Here is a 19,066-nt window from a genome sequence, read left to right as displayed (position 1 = left end):
GAGCAGTAGTATATCAATCAGATACTTCATGCGATAGACAGGTTACATTTTTATGCATTAAATTAACGCCAAAAAATTGATTATTTACTGCATTCCACCGCTTTGATTGATAAACTTAGCCACAATATAAATCACAAGGATCTGAACTTTGCGAAACAGAATTTTTCTTCTCTCTACTCTTTTTTGCGCAGTAAGCGCATCAGTAAATGCTGAACCCTGGGTAAAGCCTGATGATTACGGTCTAAGAGCTGATATTCAACAATTAGCTGATGCGGGTGTTATTTTAGCACCTGTAACCACATACCCGCTTATGTGGAAGAGTTTTATAAGTGATGTTGAAAGCATGCCGCTGGAGCAATTATCTCCAAGCTTGCAAGATGCTTTATTACGCGTTAAACATCGATATAAATCAGAAAATAGTAGTTCGCATAGTTTTCAATTATCAGCATTTTCAGCGACAGACCCGATTGTAGCAACGAGCTTTGGCGCCACCGAGACTCAAGAAACCGAACTTTCTGCTGCTTATTCCTATTTAGGTGATAACTTTGCGGCTAAAATAGCTGTAAATTATCTTAAAGATGGTAAAAAATGTTTAGTTGATGGGAAAACGACTGACGATATAGCCACTGATGAGCAAGCTTTAACTGATTGTAACGATACCTCATTTGATGACAGCTACTTAGCATACCGCTTAGGTAATTGGATTTTTAGAGCCGGTGCAGTTGAGCAGTTTTGGGGCCCAGGTGTTGATAACAGCTTAATAATGTCTGGTAATGCAAAACCACTCCCTGCGTTGAGTGTTACTCGAGAAAAAAGTACCGCTTTTGAAACACCGTGGTTAAGTTGGATTGGTCAATGGAACTTTACAGCACAAATGGCTAAACTTGAGTCTACGCGAGTTATTCCTGATGCGTTATTGTGGAGCACTCGTGTTAATTTTCGCCCTATTCAACAGTTAGAAATTGCACTTAGCTGGTCTGCACAATGGGCCGGTGACGGTCAGCCTAGTTCAGCCGGTGATTTTATTGATTTAGTTACGGGTGGCGGAGAGTGTGTAGGTAATGCTGAGCAATGTCAAAAAGAAGGAGAAACTCGCTTAGGTAATCAACTTGCGGGTATAGATATACGTTGGTCAGATACTTTATTTAATCAACCATATGCAGTCTATGCCAGCACCATAGGCGAGGATACTAGTGGCGGTATAAAACCAGTTGACAGAGCCTATTTGTATGGTGTGCAAACTACACAACGAATATACGATCAAAGCGTATTAATAAATGTAGAGTACATAGATACAGGTGTTTCATGTTCAGCAGAGTCTACAAATGAAAATTGCTACTATGAGCACTCAGATTACAAATCGGGTTATCGTTACCACGGCCGTACAATTGGTTCAACTTATGATAACGATGCCCAATCAGTTGTTTTAACTTTATTAGGCCAGCTGTCGAATGGTAATGATTGGCAGGTAAAACTGCGCAGTGTTGATTATAATAGTGACAATCGCGATCGTTATACTAACAATCCTGACTTAGGAAATACCATCACTAAAACAGGGTTTAACTCTAAGCAATTAGAACTGCGTTACAGAATGCTTTCTATGGGAGGGCGCGTCACTTTAGGTGCTTTTGCATCTAACAACGACGGTGCTGAAAACGATACTTCTGCGTTTGCTAAGTACGAATATAACTTTTAATACGTTACTTTTAATAAAGTAACGTATTAAAAGTAAGAAAGGGATGAAAACAGTGTTTTCATCCCTTTTTTGTATTTTTTAGCAAACTAAATCAGTAATTACTGTTTAATTTTACTAATTACTTTTGATGTTGAACATCCATCTAAAAATTCAAGCACTTCAACTTTTCCGCCATGGCGAAGTACATGCTCAGCACCCGCTATTTGCTCTACGGTGTAGTCGCCACCCTTAACTAAAATATCTGGGCTTATTTGCTCAATTAATTTAGCGGGAGTATCGTTTTCATCTAAGCTGCCAAACGGAATAACCCAATCAACTGATGAAAGTGCGCTAAGTACCATTGCACGCTCATCTAGCGGGTTAATAGGACGATCTGCTCCCTTTAAGCGCGTAATAGATTCATCGTTATTTAATCCAACAACGAGTCTATCGCCTCGGGCTTTAGCTTGTGCTAAATAACGCACATGCCCAGCATGTAAAATATCAAAACAGCCATTAGTAAATACAATTGTTTCGCCGTTTTGTTTTGCAAATTCAATATGCTGAAGTACATCATCAAATGGTGTTTGGTAATGCTCACCATTAGTATGTAAATATTGACCAAGCTTACGACTTAACTCTTCTGGCGAAACTGTAGCTGCGCCAAATTTACTAACCGCTATACCTGCCGCTAAATTAGCAATTTCGACTGCATCTTTAGGTTCCATGCCCGCACCAAGCATAACGGCTAATGTAGCTATAACCGTATCACCGGCCCCAGTCACATCACTTACTTCAAGTTCTTGTGCTGCAAAATCAAACTTTTCATCTGCATTAATTAACGACATACCTTGCTCAGAACGCGTAAGTAACATGGCTTTAATGCCATTTTTGCTAATTAAATCACGCGCACTTGCTGCTAAAGCTTCTTCTGAATCGGTTTGACCACCCGCTAACTTAAACTCATGTAAATTAGGCGTAATGTAATCAGCACCTTCATATAAATGTAAATCTGGCGATTTAGGGTCGATTAAAACCGTTTTTCCGGCGCTCTTAGCAAGGCTTACCATCTCTTTAATTAAGCTTAAAGATCCTTTGCTGTAATCAGAGAACACAATAAAATCGTATTCATCAAGTACAAGCTCTAAGCGGTTTAATAAAAGTTGGCTATGTTGCTCGGTAAATGTTTCCTCTAAATCAAGGCGAACCAGTTGTTGGTGGCGGCTAATAACACGCATTTTTGAAATAGTCGGTAAATCACATACACTGACTAATTGTGAACTTATTTTTTCACCTTTTAGAATAGTCTCTAAAATCTGCCCGCTTTCGTCTTCACCAATTAAGCCCAGTAAGCCAACTTTTGCATCTAACCGCGCTATATTTTTTGCAACGTTAGCTGCGCCGCCCGCTTTGTCTTCAAATTTACTTACTTTAACAACCGGTACTGGCGCTTCAGGCGAAATTCGACCTGTATCACCATACCAATAACGGTCTAGCATTACGTCGCCAACAACTAATATTCGTGCCGCTGATAAGTTTTTTAATAACGATAAATCCATTACTGCTGCTCCGCAACAACCATATCCATGGCTTCACATAACCAGTGACCTATAAACATGTGAGCTTCTTGAATACGTGCTGTTTCGTCATTTTTTATAATGATAGGTAACTTAGCAATATCTTTTACTTTACCGCCATCACGTCCAGTTAATGCCACTGTAAAAGCGCCTAGTTTATTTGCAGCTTCTAATGCTAAATTAATATTATTACTAGTACCTGATGTGGTTAAACCAATCACTAAATCTTCTGGCTTACATAGCGCTTGAACTTGGCGTTCAAACACCGTATCAAAGTGATAATCGTTACTGTGTGCTGTTAAAATTGATGTATCTGTAGTCAATGCCATTGAGGCAAGCGGACCACGTTCTAATTTATAACGCACTACAAATTCTGCTGCTAAATGCTGCGCATCGGCTGCACTACCGCCGTTACCAAACCAAACAATCTTGCCACCAGCTTGTAATGCACTGTGGCATGCTTCTAACAGTTGCATAGATTCTTGATGATAAGCTTCCATCGTTTCAAATAATGCTTGATGACGGTTTAATGTTTCAACGTAGCTAGTTGCCACTGAATCGATAATTGACATGAAAAATTCCTCTAGGAACTGAAATAGCAGGGAAAAATTAAATCCATTATTCCATAATTTTATTTAATTGTGTGCATTTTATCGGATTATAACTGAACCCTGACCATATTTTATTGCGAGTATGTTTAGAAAACGGCTATTTCACGGTAAACTAACGCCACTTCCCTTAAAGAAAGATCAGTATGGCACGCATTTTTTACTCATTAGCATTAATTTTTATTAGCCCACTGATTGTATTTTATCTCTATATTTTACGAGGTAAAAAAAACCAAGGTTATCGTGCACACTTTAAAGAGCGCTTTGGGTTTGTCAGTAAGTCTTTATTTACGACTAAAACCAAACCTTTAGTTTTTCATTGTGCTTCTGTTGGTGAGGTACTAGCCGCAACGCCGCTTATTAAAGCTCTTCAAAAAGCGCATCCAAATTTAAATATACTTATAACCTGTAATACTCCAACAGGCAGAGAGCAAATACTTAACCAGTTTAAAAATACTGTGGCGTGTAGCTACTTACCAATCGATTTTCCGTTTGCGACAGCCCGATTTTTAAAGCGTATAAAGCCACAAGCATTGTGTATTTTAGAAACAGAGCTATGGCCAAATTTAATGGCGATAAGCCACAAAAAAAACATACCAGTGCTTGTCATCAATGCAAGACTCTCAGAGAAATCGCAGCAGGGCTATCAAAAGGTCGCTAAATTAACGCATATTATTATGCGCTCAATTACGGTACTTGCGAGTCACAATAAAACAGATGCTAAACGTTTTATTGAACTTGGTCTTGAAGCTTCAAAAAGCCATGTAACAGGCTCTATAAAATTTGATATAACACCAAGTGACGAGCAATTAGCCAAAGTACTCAACCTTAAACAGCTTTATAACAGTAATGAAGACAATAACGATGAACGCTTCGTATGGGTAGCAGGCTCAACACATCCTGTAGAGCATGAATTAGTACTTGCGGCTCACCAACAGTTACTAAAAAAGCAACCGAACGCATTACTTATAATTGCCCCGCGCCATCCAGAGCAGTTTGACAAAGTGGCAGAGCTTTTAACGCAAAGCCCACTTAGTTTTAGCCGTCGTAGCCAAAATAACTACAACAATGAACAAGTACTCCTTGCTGATACGCTTGGTGAATTACAGTGTTTATATGGCGCTGCAAATGTGAGCTTTATTGGTGGCAGCTTAATACGTAGAGGTGGACATAACCCATTAGAATCAGCTGCGTTTTCAGTAGGTGTAATAACAGGCCCACACACATATAATTTTGATCATGTGTACCCCGAGCTAATAAAGCTTAAAGGCGCTGTAGTAGTTGATAGCAACGACGAATTAGCAAAGCAGCTCATAACGTTTAGCCAAAACACAAAAGCGTGCCAAACCTTAGGTATTAAAGCTGCGCAATGCGTAACTAAAAACCAAGGTGCTATACAAAAAACACTTACCATTATTAATCAATATTTAGAGCCAAAACCGTGACCAACATAGCTATAAGCCAAACCCGTGAATGGGTGTCATCTGTTATTGTTAAATATAATTTTTGCCCATTTGCTCGAAAAGAAGTAGAAAACAACTGTATTCATTACATAGTAAGCCCTGCAGCAACTATGGATGATGCCGTAATGGATATGCTTGAGCAATGTGTTGAGCTTGACCGCGAACCAGAGCGCGAAACAACCCTTATCATGTTTGACAACGGCTTTAGTGATTTTGAAGACTTTTTAGACTTGGTCGATTTAGCTAATGCACTTTTAGTCGCGCAGGGGTTTGAAGGGAAGTATCAAATTGCTAACTTTCATCCTGATTACGTATTTGCCGACAGCGATGAAACTGATGCCGCAAATTACACAAATAGAGCGCCCTTTCCTACTTTGCATTTAATTCGCGAAGCAAGTATGAGCGAAGCACTTGATAGTTATAACGAGCCCGAATCTATTCCAGAGCACAATATAAACCTAGCAAGGCGTAAGGGTATTGATTTTTGGCAGCAGTTACTTGAAGGCTGTAAAAAACCGAGCGCTTAAATGCTCGGTTTTATTTTGGTTTGTACAAAACTTTGTGCAAAACTTTTTACAAAACAAGGCAATAACTAACGCTTATTTTTTAACCCAGTTACCATTTACTTCAACGTAATGACCACTTTGGGTTTTTTCAATTGTTTTAGCGGCAGCAAGCGCTTCTACTTGTGAAAGTGACAAGTTATTCTTTTTAGCCAGCTTTAGGTACTGCGCTTTACGCTTTGCATTTATGTCATCAACAACTGCTTTTGCTTCTGCGTTTTGTACAACAAGTCCTAAATAACCAGAGCTATCTTCACCTACAAAACCTTGGTTTTTAGCATCATCAAGGCTAATAGCCCACGCAGAGAACGACATACATACTGCACTAACTAACGTAATAATATTTAATTTTTTCTTCGTATTCATGTTTTAGCTCCTTAAAATAACTCACTGTCGTCACTAAACAAACTGTCGAGTTCTTTATCTACTTTTACGCGAATTTCGTGATCGACCTTCACATTTAAATTAATAGTAATGGGCTCTTTAGCAGACACCTCAACACGGTGCGTGCAGGCACTTAGTGCACTAATAGCACCTAGCGCGAGCAGTACTTTTATCAATAACGACTGTCTCATTATTAGTTTCCTTTTTGTGAGTATTGTTGCTCAACTTTTTGTGTAATTTCGTCACTTAAACGCAGTGCGCGTAAAAGTGTAAATACGTTTTCTTCGTGGTTATAATTAAAGTTAACCTGCTGCTGCTCTTGTTTATTATAGCCTTGTAAATTAACCCCAAGCTTTAACCAGCCATCGTTTTTTAATGCCACACTGCTATTAAGTTTTTGAATATCTAAATTAGTTAATAGCCCTAATACAGGTTGCAACTCTTGCTGTTGCTGCATTACTGAATCAAACGCGGCATTATTGGTGATTTTTAAATTACCTGTTCCTTGGCTAAATAAACTACCGTCAATTATTTCAATTTTTCCACTATCAAAATGGACAGGTAAAGACCCCGCCAAGCGTCCCGTTAATACAATGCCCGACTTATCGTCGAGTGTAACGAGTTTACTTGCATCAATATTTTCAAACTTAACATTGGCAACTTGGTTTGGCTTCCCTATTGTGTAGGTATCTAACGAAAATTCGCCACCAAACACACTTCCCTTTACATCATTTATAAGCGCGGTATTGTTACTCACTTGCCATTGCCCTTTAATCGCTTTAACTACAGCACCGGCTCTAAATTCATTTAAATTAAAGGTAGTTGGTTTTACATTAAGCTTACCTGAATTATATTCTCCACTAAACATGCTATTTAAATCACTCGCAAGGTAATCGTTATACAGTGCACTTGTATGACTAATTCCCATATTGAACGATGCACTTTGTAAGTTTACATCGCCACTAATATAGCCATTAAATTCGCCCTTAGTTAGCTGTGCAAGTGGCTCAAATTGCCTAATAAACGCATTTAACGGCAGCGTACTTTGTTCAGGAATAATGACTTCAAACGGATGAGCTTGCGACGACATATGATGATTTACAACTAACTCAACATCGTTTATAAATGCGTGATGCGTGGCTTTTAGTGCACGGCTTTGCAAGCCTGTAGACTCTACTTTTATATTATTAAGTTTTATGTCAGGGCTATTAACAGCCTTTATATTGGTTTTTGCTGTTAGATCAGCAAATAACTCACCTACGCCTAAATTAGCATTTGCTGTTAATGTGTTACTTATATCTGTGACTTTAAATTCTTTATATTCTGCGCTTTTTAATTGCTGCGTTAACGCTACCTCTGCGTTTAACTGTTTATCCATTTTTGCAGTTAAATCACCTTGGTATTGCACTGCACTTATATCAAACGCATCTACATTATTAAGCGTTAATTTAGCATTTATAAGCCCAACAGGTTTTGAGTCTATAAACTCACTTATATTAAAGTGACCACTAAGGTTAAGCCCATTCGCTGTTGCTGTTGCAGGTGCAAACTCAGGCAAGCCTTCAAGCATAACGGCGTAATCGCCTTCAATTGCAGCGCCAGATAACTGAGCATTAACGTTAATATTATTTATATCGGGTGTATTTATGTGAGCTGATAAATTTGTCTGTAAGTATTCAAGCGGAGATGTAATATTTAGTGTTGTATCTGTTATTAAAAAATCAAATAGCTTACCGCCCACGCTTACCAAATTAATTACAGGTACCCTCAACTCACTACTCTCTAAGCGAATTGATTGAGGGAGTTTAAGTTGCCAATTTAAAGGAACTTGTTTGCTAATAAAGCCTGCATATTCACTCGGTGGTATTAACTCAGTACAGCTTGGTGTTAAATTAATTTTGTTATTAAGCAAATCGGTATTAAACATTAACACTTGGCTATTTAAATCAAAATGAGTCGCCAACTTACCTGTAGTTAATACGTTAACTTTGCACTGCTGATTTGTATGAGAAAACTCATACGTGTGAGTAAACTGGGAGCTAATATCGCCATTTAACTCAAACTTTATACCGTCAAAGCTAAATGCTTGCTGAGTATTAAAGTTAAAATCTGCAATTAATGTATTTTTAGTGTTTATAACTTGCTTTAAAAAAGTGTCATTAATTAAAAACTGACCACTTACTTTATTAGCAGTCAAAATTGCACTCGCGTTTATATCACCCGTAACATTAAATTGATTTAGCTCGGGTTCTAATATACTTATTTTAAGTGGCTTATTGAGCTCGTCACTTTTTACTACAAGCTGTTTAATGCTGATTAATGGGCGATTTAAGGGAAGCGCTAAATCGAGATTTTTAGCACCTTGATTAGCATTATCACTTTTAGGGAGTGTATTAACCGTTAACACTGCATTTTTAATATCTACACGCTTTGTATTTGCAGTAATACCAGTGAGTTGTAATTGTTGATTTTGGTAATTTACACACACTTTATCAGCATGAATATTTAGTTCAGACGTAATTGAAAAATCGAGACAACTTAACGTAATGCCTGCTTTTTTAAGCTCAGGCGCTATAACCCACTGCAATAATGGTAAACGAAATACATAACCAAGTAGCAAGGTACTTAGTAATACAGCCCCAACAATTAAACCAACTCGCTTAAACATACTATCCTTAAATGCTTTGTGCTTTTAGCTAAAACTATACTAATCAAAAAAGGCTGCACAATGCAGCCTTTTTTATTTTACAGTAAGATTATGAATCTAACTTGTATAAACGCAAATGTAATTAACCTACGTTTTTACGTGCGTTACGGAACATACGCATCCACGGGCTATCCTCGATCCACTCATCAGGATGCCAAGAGTTGGCAACGCTTCTGAATACGCGTTCTGGATGCGGCATCATTACAGTGGCGCGACCATCAGTTGACGTAATACCTGTAATACCTTCTGGAGAACCATTAGGGTTAGCTGGGTACTGCGTTGTAGGGTTACCGTAGTTATCTACAAACTTAACCGCTACAGTGCCGCTATTAAGCGCCGCTTTAGTGGCTGCGTCGTTTGCAAACTCAGCATGACCTTCACCATGAGAAACCGCTATAGGCATACGCGAGCCAGCCATTCCGTTAAAGAACACAGACGGATTTTCTTGTATTTCTACTAAACTAAAGCGTGCTTCAAAACGCTCTGATTTATTAGTTACAAAGCGCGGCCAATGTTCAGTGCCAGGGATCAACTCTTTTAATGTTGATAACATTTGGCAACCGTTACATACACCTAAGCTAAAGGTATCTTCGCGGTGGAAGAAGTTTTGGAACTGATCGCGTGCCATGTCGTTAAACAAAATAGACTTAGCCCAACCTTCACCCGCACCAAGTACGTCACCGTATGAGAAACCACCACATGCCACTAAACCTTTAAATTGCTCTAGCGTTAAACGACCTTCTAAAATGTCGCTCATGTGTACATCAATGGCAGCAAAACCAGCACGATTAAACGCAGCAGCCATTTCTAAATGAGAGTTAACACCTTGCTCACGTAAAATAGCCATTTGCGGTTTAGCACCGGTTGCAATGTATGGCGCCGCTATATCTTCGTTTAAATCAAAGTTTAGTTTTACGTTTAAGCCTGGATCTTTTGCATCAAATTTAGCATCAAACTCTTGCTTAGCACATTCAGGGTTATCACGGCGTGCTTGCATTTGATACGTTGTTTCAGCCCAAATAGTACGAAGCTCAGTACGCGTATGATTAAGTACCGTATTTTCGCCACGGTTAAATATAATTGTATCGTCACTGTTAAGCGTGCCAATGTTGTGGCTAATTGCTGCTATACCATGTTGTTCAAACACCGCATTTACTGCATCTAAATCAGCATTTGCAACTTGAATTACCGCACCTAGCTCTTCGTTATAAAGCGCTTCAATGTCAGAGCCTGTTAAACCAGCTAAATCAACCGTTACACCGGTATGACCTGTAAACGCCATTTCAGCAACCGTGGTAAATAAACCACCGTCTGAGCGGTCATGATAAGCAAGTAACTTACTATCAGCCACAAGCGCTTGCATTGCGTTATAAAAGCCTTTTAATAACTCTGGGTTATCAACATCAGGTGTTACATCACCCAATTGCTTATAAACTTGTGCAAGGCTTGATGCACCCATGCGGTTTTTACCCGCACCTAAATCAACTAATATAAGCGATGTATCGCCTTTATCTGTGCGCAGTTGTGGCGTTACTGTTTTGCGTACGTCGTCAACACGACCAAATGCAGTTATAACCAGTGAAAGCGGCGATGTTACTGATTTCTCTTGTGAGTCACCTTCATCTTTCCATGTCGTTTTCATCGACATAGAATCTTTACCCACTGGAATAGTTAAACCAAGCGCAGGGCAAAGCTCTTCGCCTACGGCTTTAACAGCTTCATATAAACCAGCATCTTCACCTGGGTGACCCGCTGCTGCCATCCAGTTTGCCGATAACTTAATGTTTTCAAGGCTACCGATGTTTGCACAGGCAATATTAGTTAACGACTCAGCTACAGCTAAACGAGCAGATGCACCGTAATTAAGTAATGCTGCAGGAGTACGCTCACCGAGTGACATAGCTTCACCGTGGTAAGTATCATACGTTGCCGCAGTTACTGCACAGTTAGCAACAGGCACTTGCCAAGGACCGACCATTTGATCGCGCGCTACTAAACCCGTAACTGAGCGATCGCCGATTGTGATTAGGAATGTTTTTTCTGCAATGGCAGGTAAACGCATTAAGCGCTGCGCTGCATCTGCTGCATTTATTAATGTAGTATCAAGCGCTTTACCAACAACTTGCTTTGACGTTACATCGCGGTGCATTTTAGGTGCTTTACCTAATAATACGTCCAGCGGTAAATCAACAGGGTTATTTTCAAAGTGGCTGTCTGACACTGTTAAGTGAGGTTCAGCGGTTGCTTCACCAATAACAGCGTACTGGGCACGTTCACGCTTACAAATTGCTTCAAAGCGGTCAAAGTCCTCTACGCCAACAGCGAGTACATAACGCTCTTGTGATTCATTACACCAAATTTCGTGTGGTGCCATGCCTGGCTCATCGTTAGGAATGCTACGTAATTGGAACTTACCACCACGTCCGCCATCATTAACAAGCTCAGGGAACGCATTTGATAAACCGCCAGCACCTACATCGTGGATGAATGCAATTGGGTTTTCGTCACCTAGCTGCCAGCATTTATCGATAACTTCTTGGCAACGACGTTCCATTTCTGGGTTTTCGCGTTGTACTGAAGCAAAATCTAAATCTTCGTTTGATTGACCTGAAGCCATGCTTGATGCAGCACCACCGCCTAAACCAATGTTCATTGCAGGTCCACCTAGCGCAATTAATTTAGCGCCAACAGGAATATCGCCTTTTTGAACATGATCAGAGCGAATATTACCTAAACCACCGGCAAGCATAATTGGTTTATGGTAACCACGTACTTCTTCGCCATTATGGCTTGTTACTTTTTCTTCGTAAGTACGGAAGTAGCCTAATAAGTTAGGACGACCAAACTCATTATTAAATGCAGCGCCACCTAGTGGTCCCTCTGTCATTATATCAAGCGCGTTAACAATACGACTCGGCTTACCAAAATCGCTTTCCCATGGTTGCTCGTAACCTGGAATACGTAAGTTTGATACAGTAAAGCCAACTAAACCTGCTTTTGGCTTAGAGCCACGACCAGTTGCGCCTTCATCGCGAATCTCACCACCAGAGCCTGTAGCCGCACCTGAGAATGGGGCAATAGCTGTTGGGTGGTTATGCGTTTCAACTTTCATTAGTATTTCAATGTCTTCTTGATGATACGCATATTCACCTTGCGCATTTGGGAAGAAGCGACCCGCTTTTGAGCCTTTCATTACTGCCGCGTTATCTTTATACGCCGACAATACATTTTCAGGATTTAACTCAAACGTATTTTTAATCATTTTAAACAGCGATTTTGGCTGCTCTTTTCCATCGATTGTCCAGTCAGCATTAAATATTTTATGGCGACAATGCTCTGAGTTTGCTTGTGCAAACATAAACAATTCGATGTCGTTAGGGTTACGTCCTAACTTTATAAAGTTTTCTACCAAGTAATCTATTTCGTCATCAGCAAGGGCAAAACCTTGCTCAACATTGGCTATTGCTAATGCTTCGCGTCCGCCACCTAAAATATCAACAGACGACATTTGGCGCGGTGCATCACTGCGAAACAGTTGTGCAGCATCTTCAAGCTCACTATGCGTGGCTTCGGTCATACGGTCGTGTAATAACGCAATTACTTGTGCAAGTTGTTCTGCGTTTAAGTCACCTTCAACATAATAAGCAATACCGCGTTCAACACGGTGAACCTGTTTTAAACCACAGTTATGGGCAATATCGGTTGCTTTAGATGCCCAAGGTGAAATGGTACCTGGGCGAGGTGTAACAAGTACAAGTTTGCCAGCTGGGGTATGCTCAGCAATAGTTGGACCGTAAGTTAATAGTTTTTCAAGCTTGGTTTGCTCGGAGCTACTCAACGGCGATGTTAAATCGGCAAAGTGAGCATACTCGGCGTATACGTTAGTGACTGGAAGTTGCGATTGTTGGCAACGCGCTAAAATTTTATTAACTCTGAACTCTGACAGTGCTGGTGCACCACGAAGGATCAACATAGGTAATTTCATCCGGGGTTAGGGATTGAACGATATTTTAGGCACGCATTATAGTCCAATTAGCATTCAGATTTAACTCAAAATTACGCTTTTCATAAAATTAACTTTTTAGCTTTATTTATAGCCTCTTTTGGTTAATAAAATAAAAGGTAAAGTGACGCGATGGCTTAGTTTTGCTATAACGGTGACTGGCGAGCTTAAGGGGCACTCAATGTTCAAAGAAAAACTAATAATAATCATTACTTTAGTTATGCTGTTATGTGCATGCGATATGCAAGAGCAGCCAACTCAACTCGCCCAAATAAAAGAACACAATAAAATACGTGTGGGTACCCTTGCCAGTGCTAGTAATTATTATCAAGCTGTTCAAGGTGAGCAAGGCTTTGAATATGAGTTATCTCAAGCCTTCGCTGAATATTTAGGTGTAGAGCTTGAAATAGTCCCTTTCTTTAACTTATCTGATATGTTTGAACGCCTTGAAAGCGGTGATTTAGACTTAATAGCGTCAGGACTTACCTATAATAAAACCCGTGCAGAGCAATACCGTTACGGACCAACTTACAGAACAATCAGCCAAAAGTTAGTTTATAAACAAGGGCGCGTTCGTCCTCGAGAATTTGACGATTTAGATGGCAACTTTACTGTTATAGCTAAAAGTAGCCACTCGCTTACTCTACAAAAAATGAAGAAGAACAATCCAGATCTCACTTGGATAGAAAGCGAAGAGTTTGATGAAGAAGAACTACTTCAAGCAGTTATTGATGGCGAGATAGATTACACACTCGCTGATACGCACACGCTATCGCTGTTTCGCCGTTATCACCCAAATTTAAGCATTGGTTTTTCAGTTAGCCATAACGACCCGATTGCATGGATACTTAATAAATCTAAAGACGACTCTTTATATGCGTTGTTGGTGCCATTTTTTGGTGACGTTAAGCAAAGTAACCAGCTCTATGTACTTGAAGAAAAATACTTTGGTCACGTACGCCAATTTAACTATGTAAATACCCTTGCTTATATCGAAGCAATTAAAGAAACCTTACCAACATACCAGCCATGGTTTGAACAATATGCAGGTAGCCTTGACTGGCGGTTATTAGCGGCACTAAGCTATCAAGAATCTATGTGGAATCCTCGCGCTAAATCACCAACAGGTGTGCGCGGCATCATGATGCTAACTCGCAGTACAGCCAAACAAGTAGGTGTTACTAACCGGTTAGAACCAGAGCAAAACATTCGTGGTGGCGCTAAATACTTAAGCAAGCTTATTAAACGTATTCCTGACCGTATCCCGCAACCCGACCGCACATGGCTTGCTTTGGCCGGATACAATGTAGGTTGGGGGCACGTTAACGACGCACGTATAATTACCGAACAGCAAGGCGCAAGTCCTGACAAATGGGCTGATGTAAAAAAACGCCTACCGCTATTAATTAAAAAGCGCTATTACCGTAAAACTCGCTACGGTTATGCCCGAGGCGATGTAGCTGTTAAATATGTCGATAATATTCGTCGCTATTACGATGCACTTGTTTGGCTAGATGAAAATGATGCTATTGCTGCAGAGCCTGAGCCAGAACCAATTACAGAGTTGAGCACTGATACTGAGCTAAGGCTAAACGAAAAAAGTGAAGTGAAAAGTGAAGTAAAAAGTAAGGCCGATGAAGCTCAAACAGAAAAAAAACAACCTATAATCGAACCCGAACAGTCGAGTGAAAACAATGGCTAAGATTAATATAAGTACCCGTTTATTGAGTATGTCAGTAAGCAAAATTTAAGTAAATTAAATATCTGTTTACTTGTCACCAAATGATCACTAATGTGTGTTAATTGTATATCATTATTTTATAAGATATACCCGTGCCTTTCTCACTCTTGCATTAGGAGAAAACATGCTAAAACGTAGACGCACACAAAGATTAAAACGCAATGTCATTTATTCAACGGCCACACGTCGTCGTGTTATGTTGCGAAAACTACACAAAAAAATCATCTGGCGTCGCCGAATGTTTGCTATGCAGCAAATGGCTGAATCAGAAATAGAGCCAATCGCTAGTTAACTTTAGTTAGGCTTATTTATTTGATCATCACGAGCAGCTTTCTTAGCTGCTTTAATTTGCGCTCTTCTACGTTTAAAAAAATTCGAAATAGTATCACCGCACTGCTGTGCCAAAACACCACCACACACCTCAACTTGATGATTTAACTTAGGCTCTTGTAATAAATTCATAATTGAACCCGCAGATCCTGTTTTAGCATCGACTGCTCCAAATACTAAACGCTTTATTCTGCTATGCACTAACAATCCCGCACACATAGAACAAGGCTCTAACGTTACGTATAGGGTGCAATCAATTAAGCGGTAATTGTTAAGGACTTTTCCAGCTTCTCGCACTGCAATCATTTCGGCATGGGCAGATGGGTCATTATCCGTTATTGAGCGGTTATACCCAACTGAAACTAGCTGGTTATCTTTGACTACAATTGCTCCAACCGGAATTTCATCAAGCAGCTCTGCTTGCTTTGCATACAAAAGCGCTTGTTCCATCCAGTAGGAATCATCAAATGGTTCGTTCATTATTTCTACTTAAATAACCTTTTATGCTGTAATTATACCTAGTTAGCACTCTAAAGTGCGCCATTCATTACTTTATTGCAAAAATAAAACAATATTTACCCGTTTGTAATGGCTCACTCGTGCTGATTTACGCTATAATCTCACGCTTTTTTTATTTAGCTCACAACACGGGTAGCAAATGAAATTTCCTGGACGCCGCAGGCATAAACATTATTTTCCAGTGGAAGCCAAAGATCCACTTACCAATCAACTTAACGCAACAGAGCGATTACAACGTAGTTATATTACGGGTATCGATCAGATCGTTGTTGATATAGAGGCAAAAGTTGATCAAGCTTTCCTTGACGAATTTCAACTACGTAGGGGGATGTCGCAAGTTATTGATAGCGATACAACAAACGCCTTATACGATCGTTTAAAATTAAACAATATGGTTGATTTTGAGTTTGCCGGTGGAACCATTGGTAACACTATGCACAACTACTCTGTACTTGCAGATGATCGCTCAGTTTTATTAGGCGTAATGAGCGAAAATATAAAAATAGGTAGCTACGCTTACCGTTTTTTATGTAATACCTCAAGCCGTGTAGACTTAAACTACCTTCAACCAGTTGATGGGCCTGTAGGCCGTTGTTTTACATTAATTGATGAAACCGGTGAGCGTACTTTTGCAATAAGTGCAGGTCTAATGAATCACTTACGTCCTGAATCTATCGATAAAGACCTTATTGAGAATTCATCAGCGTTAGTGATTAGTGCCTACCTTATGCGTACTCAAGGTAGCGAAACAATGACTGAAGCCACTATGCAAGCAGTTAAATACGCTAATGATGCAGGTGTGCCAGTTGTGCTTACACTCGGTACTAAGTTCTTAATTGAACAAGACCCTACTTGGTGGGCAAACTTTGTCGAAAAGCATGTTGATATTCTTGCTATGAACGAAGAAGAAGGGTTAGCTATTACGGGTTTTGAAGATCCCCTTTTAGCTGCTGATAAAGCACTTGATTGGGTAGATTTGGTAATTTGTACCGCTGGCGAAAAAGGCTTATTTATGGCCGGCTACGTTGATGAAAGTTTAAAACGTGAAACTGAATACCCGTTACTACCGGGCGCCATACCTGATTTTAACCGTTACGAATTTTCACGCGCTATGCGTAAAGATGAATGTGATGAGCCTATCAGGGCATACAGTCATACTGCCCCATTTATGGGCGGGCCTGATTCAATCAAAAACACCAATGGTGCAGGCGATTGTGCACTTGCGGCTGTACTACATGATTTGTCAGCGAATGTTTATCATAAACTTAATGTGGCAAACTCAGCTAAGCATCAGCAACAAGCTATTACTTACTCGTCACTATCGCAAATTAGTAAATATGCTAACCGAGCGAGTTATGAAGTATTAGTTCAACACTCTCCGCGTTTATCTCGTGGCTTACCTGAACGTGAAGATTGTTTAGAACAGGTTTACTGGGAACAATAAATTACAAAGGGAGCAATTATTGCTCCCTTTTGTTTACCTAAAAAATAGAAATATCGAGTTTTTTAGATAACAGCTCGAGCGCTGCAATTCCTGCAACCGAATTACCAAACGAATTAAGCCCCGGTGAATAAACAGCCACTGTAAACTTATTTGGTAGTACAGCTAAAATAGTTCCTGATACTCCCGACTTACCAGGCATACCCACTCTGTAACCAAAATCCCCCGCAGCATCATATAAACCACTCGTGAATAAAAGCGAATTAAGCTGTTTATTCTGACGACTACTTAAAACGCGTTTACCAGAGCTATAATCAACACCTTTATTAGCTAAAAAATTATAAGCTTTTGCTAATTCAATACAGTTGAGCTCAATAGAGCAAAAGTTAAAGTAAGCCCACAAAACATCATCTACTTCGTTTTCAAAATTACCAAACGATTTCATCAAATGCGCCATCGCAGCATTTCGGTGCCTGAACTCATACTCTGAATTAGCGACTTTTTTATCAATTACTACGCCTCTATTACCAGCTAATAACCTGAAGGTTTCGAGCATAGAATGCATTGGCGCAGATAAGCGGCTGTATAATGCATCACACGTTACAATTGCGCCTGCATTGATGAATGGGTTACGAGGAATCCCCTTTTCAAATTCAAGCTGTGTAAGCGAGTTAAAGGCTGTACCTGAGGGTTCCTTTCCGACTCTATGCCAAAGTTCATCACCATAACGCTGTAGTGCCATAGTAAGTGTCATAACTTTAGAAACTGATTGAATAGTGAAGCGTTGAGAACAATCCCCTGCGCACACAGTTTCACCATCAGTTGTATAAATAGCGATAGAAAATTGTTCCGGATCAACCTCGGCAAGCGCCGGTATATAATCAGCTACTTTCCCTTGTGATAATAAAGGACGTACTTCATGTGCTATTTCATCAAGCACCTTTTGGTAATCAGCTGTAGGCAATCTAGACCTCTATATCGTCATTCATAAGAATTGGATTTTAACACGCGCTATTAGGTGCACCTAGTTTTGTTGTCGAATTTAACGGTGAGATTTTACTAAATTTAAATAGAAAAAAACGTCACATTACTGTATCTGGTTTCTCTTAATTAAATCCTGGTAATGTCATGATGCCCACTGCGGTGGAGAGTCACAGTGCAAATGCTACGAACTCATTGTCGAGCGGAGATTTTTATGATTTTAGTGTCGGGAGTCGCTACGCTCGCCCGACCTACGTGATAGGTGTTGATGTGAGTGTGTGTTAATTGCGTGTTTTTCACTTTTCTGCAGACATAAAAAGCCCGAATCTTAAATTCGAGCGCTCTACAATGTGAAGTCGGTGCGCTACGCAGTAGGATGTCGTAGTGCCCACAGAGGTAGAGAGTCACATAGCAAATACTACACTATTATTAATCGTATCGTCTCTTAGTATGCAGAGTTTTACTAATTTCAAAAAGCAAAAAACCCGTTACATTACTGTAACGGGTTTCTCTTAATTAAATCCTGGCAATGTCGTAGTGCCCACAGCAGTAGAGAGTCACATAGCAAATGCTACACTATTATTAATCGTGTCGTCTCTTAGCGTGCAGAGTTTTACTAATTTCAAAAAGCAAAAAACCCGTTACATTGCTGTAACGGGTTTCTCTTAATTAAATCCTGGTAATGTCGTATTGCCCACAGCGATAGAGAGTCACATAGCAAATGCTACACTATTATTAACCGTGTCATCTCTAAGTGCGCAATGTTTTACTAATTTAAAATAGCAAAAAACCCGTCACATTGCTGTAACGGGTTTCTCTTAATTAAATCCTGGTAATGTCCTACTTTCACATAGCAAATGCTACACTATCATCGGCGCTGTTTCGTTTCACTACTGAGTTCGGCATGGAATCAGGTGGGTCCAAAACGCTATTGTCACCAAGAAAATTCTTTTCAATTTTCTTGTTTTTAATTATTAAGATTAAAGTCCTTCGACTGAATTTGAAGCCTGGTAATGTCCTACTTTCACATAGCAAATGCTACACTATCATCGGCGCTGTTTCGTTTCACTACTG

At 39.8% G+C, this 19,066-nt stretch carries 14 protein-coding genes and 1 rRNA gene; 6 read left to right on the top strand and 9 right to left on the bottom strand.

Annotated features, from left to right (window positions below; translation table 11 throughout):
- Nucleotides 1-148 precede the first annotated feature (148 nt).
- Nucleotides 149-1,696: a capsule assembly Wzi family protein gene (locus I6F42_RS12870; RefSeq protein WP_197152369.1), complete on the top strand. Its 1,548-nt coding sequence runs from the start codon at nucleotides 149-151 to the stop codon at nucleotides 1,694-1,696.
- A 98-nt stretch (nucleotides 1,697-1,794) separates the two neighbouring features.
- Here the strand turns inward: I6F42_RS12870 and hldE are convergent, their stop codons facing one another.
- Both hldE and I6F42_RS12860 read right to left on the bottom strand, forming a co-directional pair.
- Nucleotides 1,795-3,234 carry a bifunctional D-glycero-beta-D-manno-heptose-7-phosphate kinase/D-glycero-beta-D-manno-heptose 1-phosphate adenylyltransferase HldE gene (gene hldE, locus I6F42_RS12865; protein WP_197152367.1) on the bottom strand — a complete coding sequence of 480 codons (1,440 nt, stop codon included), beginning with the start codon at nucleotides 3,232-3,234 and terminating at the stop codon, nucleotides 1,795-1,797.
- A complete protein-coding gene (locus tag I6F42_RS12860; RefSeq protein WP_002961065.1) occupies nucleotides 3,234-3,824 on the bottom strand; it encodes an SIS domain-containing protein in 591 nt (196 codons plus the stop codon). Before I6F42_RS12860 ends, hldE begins: the two co-directional genes overlap by 1 nt.
- A gap of 182 nt (nucleotides 3,825-4,006) precedes the next feature.
- On the opposite strand from I6F42_RS12860, the gene waaA reads away from it, so the two are divergent.
- The gene (waaA, locus tag I6F42_RS12855; RefSeq protein WP_197152366.1) at nucleotides 4,007-5,305 is read left to right on the top strand and encodes a lipid IV(A) 3-deoxy-D-manno-octulosonic acid transferase; all 1,299 of its coding nucleotides are present in this window, start codon (nucleotides 4,007-4,009) and stop codon (nucleotides 5,303-5,305) included.
- Entirely contained in the window at nucleotides 5,302-5,850 is a 549-nt protein-coding gene (locus tag I6F42_RS12850) for a DUF1415 domain-containing protein (protein ID WP_024591451.1), read from the top strand. Before waaA ends, I6F42_RS12850 begins: the two co-directional genes overlap by 4 nt.
- A 72-nt stretch (nucleotides 5,851-5,922) precedes the next feature.
- Here I6F42_RS12850 and I6F42_RS12845 read toward each other — a convergent pair whose 3' ends face one another.
- From I6F42_RS12845 to purL, 4 genes are all read right to left on the bottom strand, one after another.
- Nucleotides 5,923-6,252: a YdbL family protein gene (locus I6F42_RS12845; RefSeq protein WP_007584701.1), complete on the bottom strand. Its 330-nt coding sequence runs from the start codon at nucleotides 6,250-6,252 to the stop codon at nucleotides 5,923-5,925.
- An 11-nt stretch (nucleotides 6,253-6,263) separates the two neighbouring features.
- Nucleotides 6,264-6,461, bottom strand: a complete 198-nt coding sequence (locus I6F42_RS12840; RefSeq protein ID WP_007584699.1) for a YnbE family lipoprotein — start codon at nucleotides 6,459-6,461, stop codon at nucleotides 6,264-6,266.
- Between the two features lie 2 nt (nucleotides 6,462-6,463).
- The gene (locus tag I6F42_RS12835; protein WP_197152365.1) at nucleotides 6,464-8,938 is read right to left on the bottom strand and encodes a YdbH domain-containing protein; all 2,475 of its coding nucleotides are present in this window, start codon (nucleotides 8,936-8,938) and stop codon (nucleotides 6,464-6,466) included.
- A 121-nt stretch (nucleotides 8,939-9,059) separates the two neighbouring features.
- Nucleotides 9,060-12,950 carry a phosphoribosylformylglycinamidine synthase gene (gene purL / locus I6F42_RS12830; protein ID WP_197152364.1) on the bottom strand — a complete coding sequence of 1,297 codons (3,891 nt, stop codon included), beginning with the start codon at nucleotides 12,948-12,950 and terminating at the stop codon, nucleotides 9,060-9,062.
- A gap of 211 nt (nucleotides 12,951-13,161) precedes the next feature.
- Between purL and mltF the strand changes: the two genes are divergently transcribed.
- Both mltF and I6F42_RS12820 read left to right on the top strand, forming a co-directional pair.
- The gene (mltF, locus tag I6F42_RS12825) at nucleotides 13,162-14,682 is read left to right on the top strand and encodes a membrane-bound lytic murein transglycosylase MltF (protein ID WP_197152363.1); all 1,521 of its coding nucleotides are present in this window, start codon (nucleotides 13,162-13,164) and stop codon (nucleotides 14,680-14,682) included.
- A gap of 163 nt (nucleotides 14,683-14,845) precedes the next feature.
- Nucleotides 14,846-15,013: a hypothetical protein gene (locus I6F42_RS12820; protein ID WP_007584688.1), complete on the top strand. Its 168-nt coding sequence runs from the start codon at nucleotides 14,846-14,848 to the stop codon at nucleotides 15,011-15,013.
- 2 nt (nucleotides 15,014-15,015) lie between these two features.
- Here I6F42_RS12820 and tadA read toward each other — a convergent pair whose 3' ends face one another.
- Entirely contained in the window at nucleotides 15,016-15,531 is a 516-nt protein-coding gene (gene tadA / locus I6F42_RS12815; RefSeq protein WP_010554384.1) for a tRNA adenosine(34) deaminase TadA, read from the bottom strand.
- A gap of 178 nt (nucleotides 15,532-15,709) precedes the next feature.
- Here tadA and I6F42_RS12810 point away from each other — a divergent pair, with 178 nt between their 5' ends.
- Entirely contained in the window at nucleotides 15,710-17,014 is a 1,305-nt protein-coding gene (locus I6F42_RS12810) for an inosine/guanosine kinase (protein ID WP_010554383.1), read from the top strand.
- A 37-nt stretch (nucleotides 17,015-17,051) separates the two neighbouring features.
- Here the strand turns inward: I6F42_RS12810 and glsB are convergent, their stop codons facing one another.
- The gene (gene glsB, locus I6F42_RS12805) at nucleotides 17,052-17,975 is read right to left on the bottom strand and encodes a glutaminase B (RefSeq protein WP_010554382.1); all 924 of its coding nucleotides are present in this window, start codon (nucleotides 17,973-17,975) and stop codon (nucleotides 17,052-17,054) included.
- Nucleotides 17,976-18,819: 844 nt separating this feature from the next.
- Nucleotides 18,820-18,934, bottom strand: a 5S ribosomal RNA gene (gene rrf, locus I6F42_RS12800).
- Between the last annotated feature and the right edge of the window lie 132 nt (nucleotides 18,935-19,066).

It is taken from the genome of Pseudoalteromonas sp. SWYJZ12, from assembly GCF_015864395.1.
Classification (GTDB): Bacteria; Pseudomonadota; Gammaproteobacteria; order Enterobacterales; family Alteromonadaceae; genus Pseudoalteromonas; species Pseudoalteromonas arctica.
This window is presented reverse-complemented; position numbering and strand designations above follow the sequence as displayed.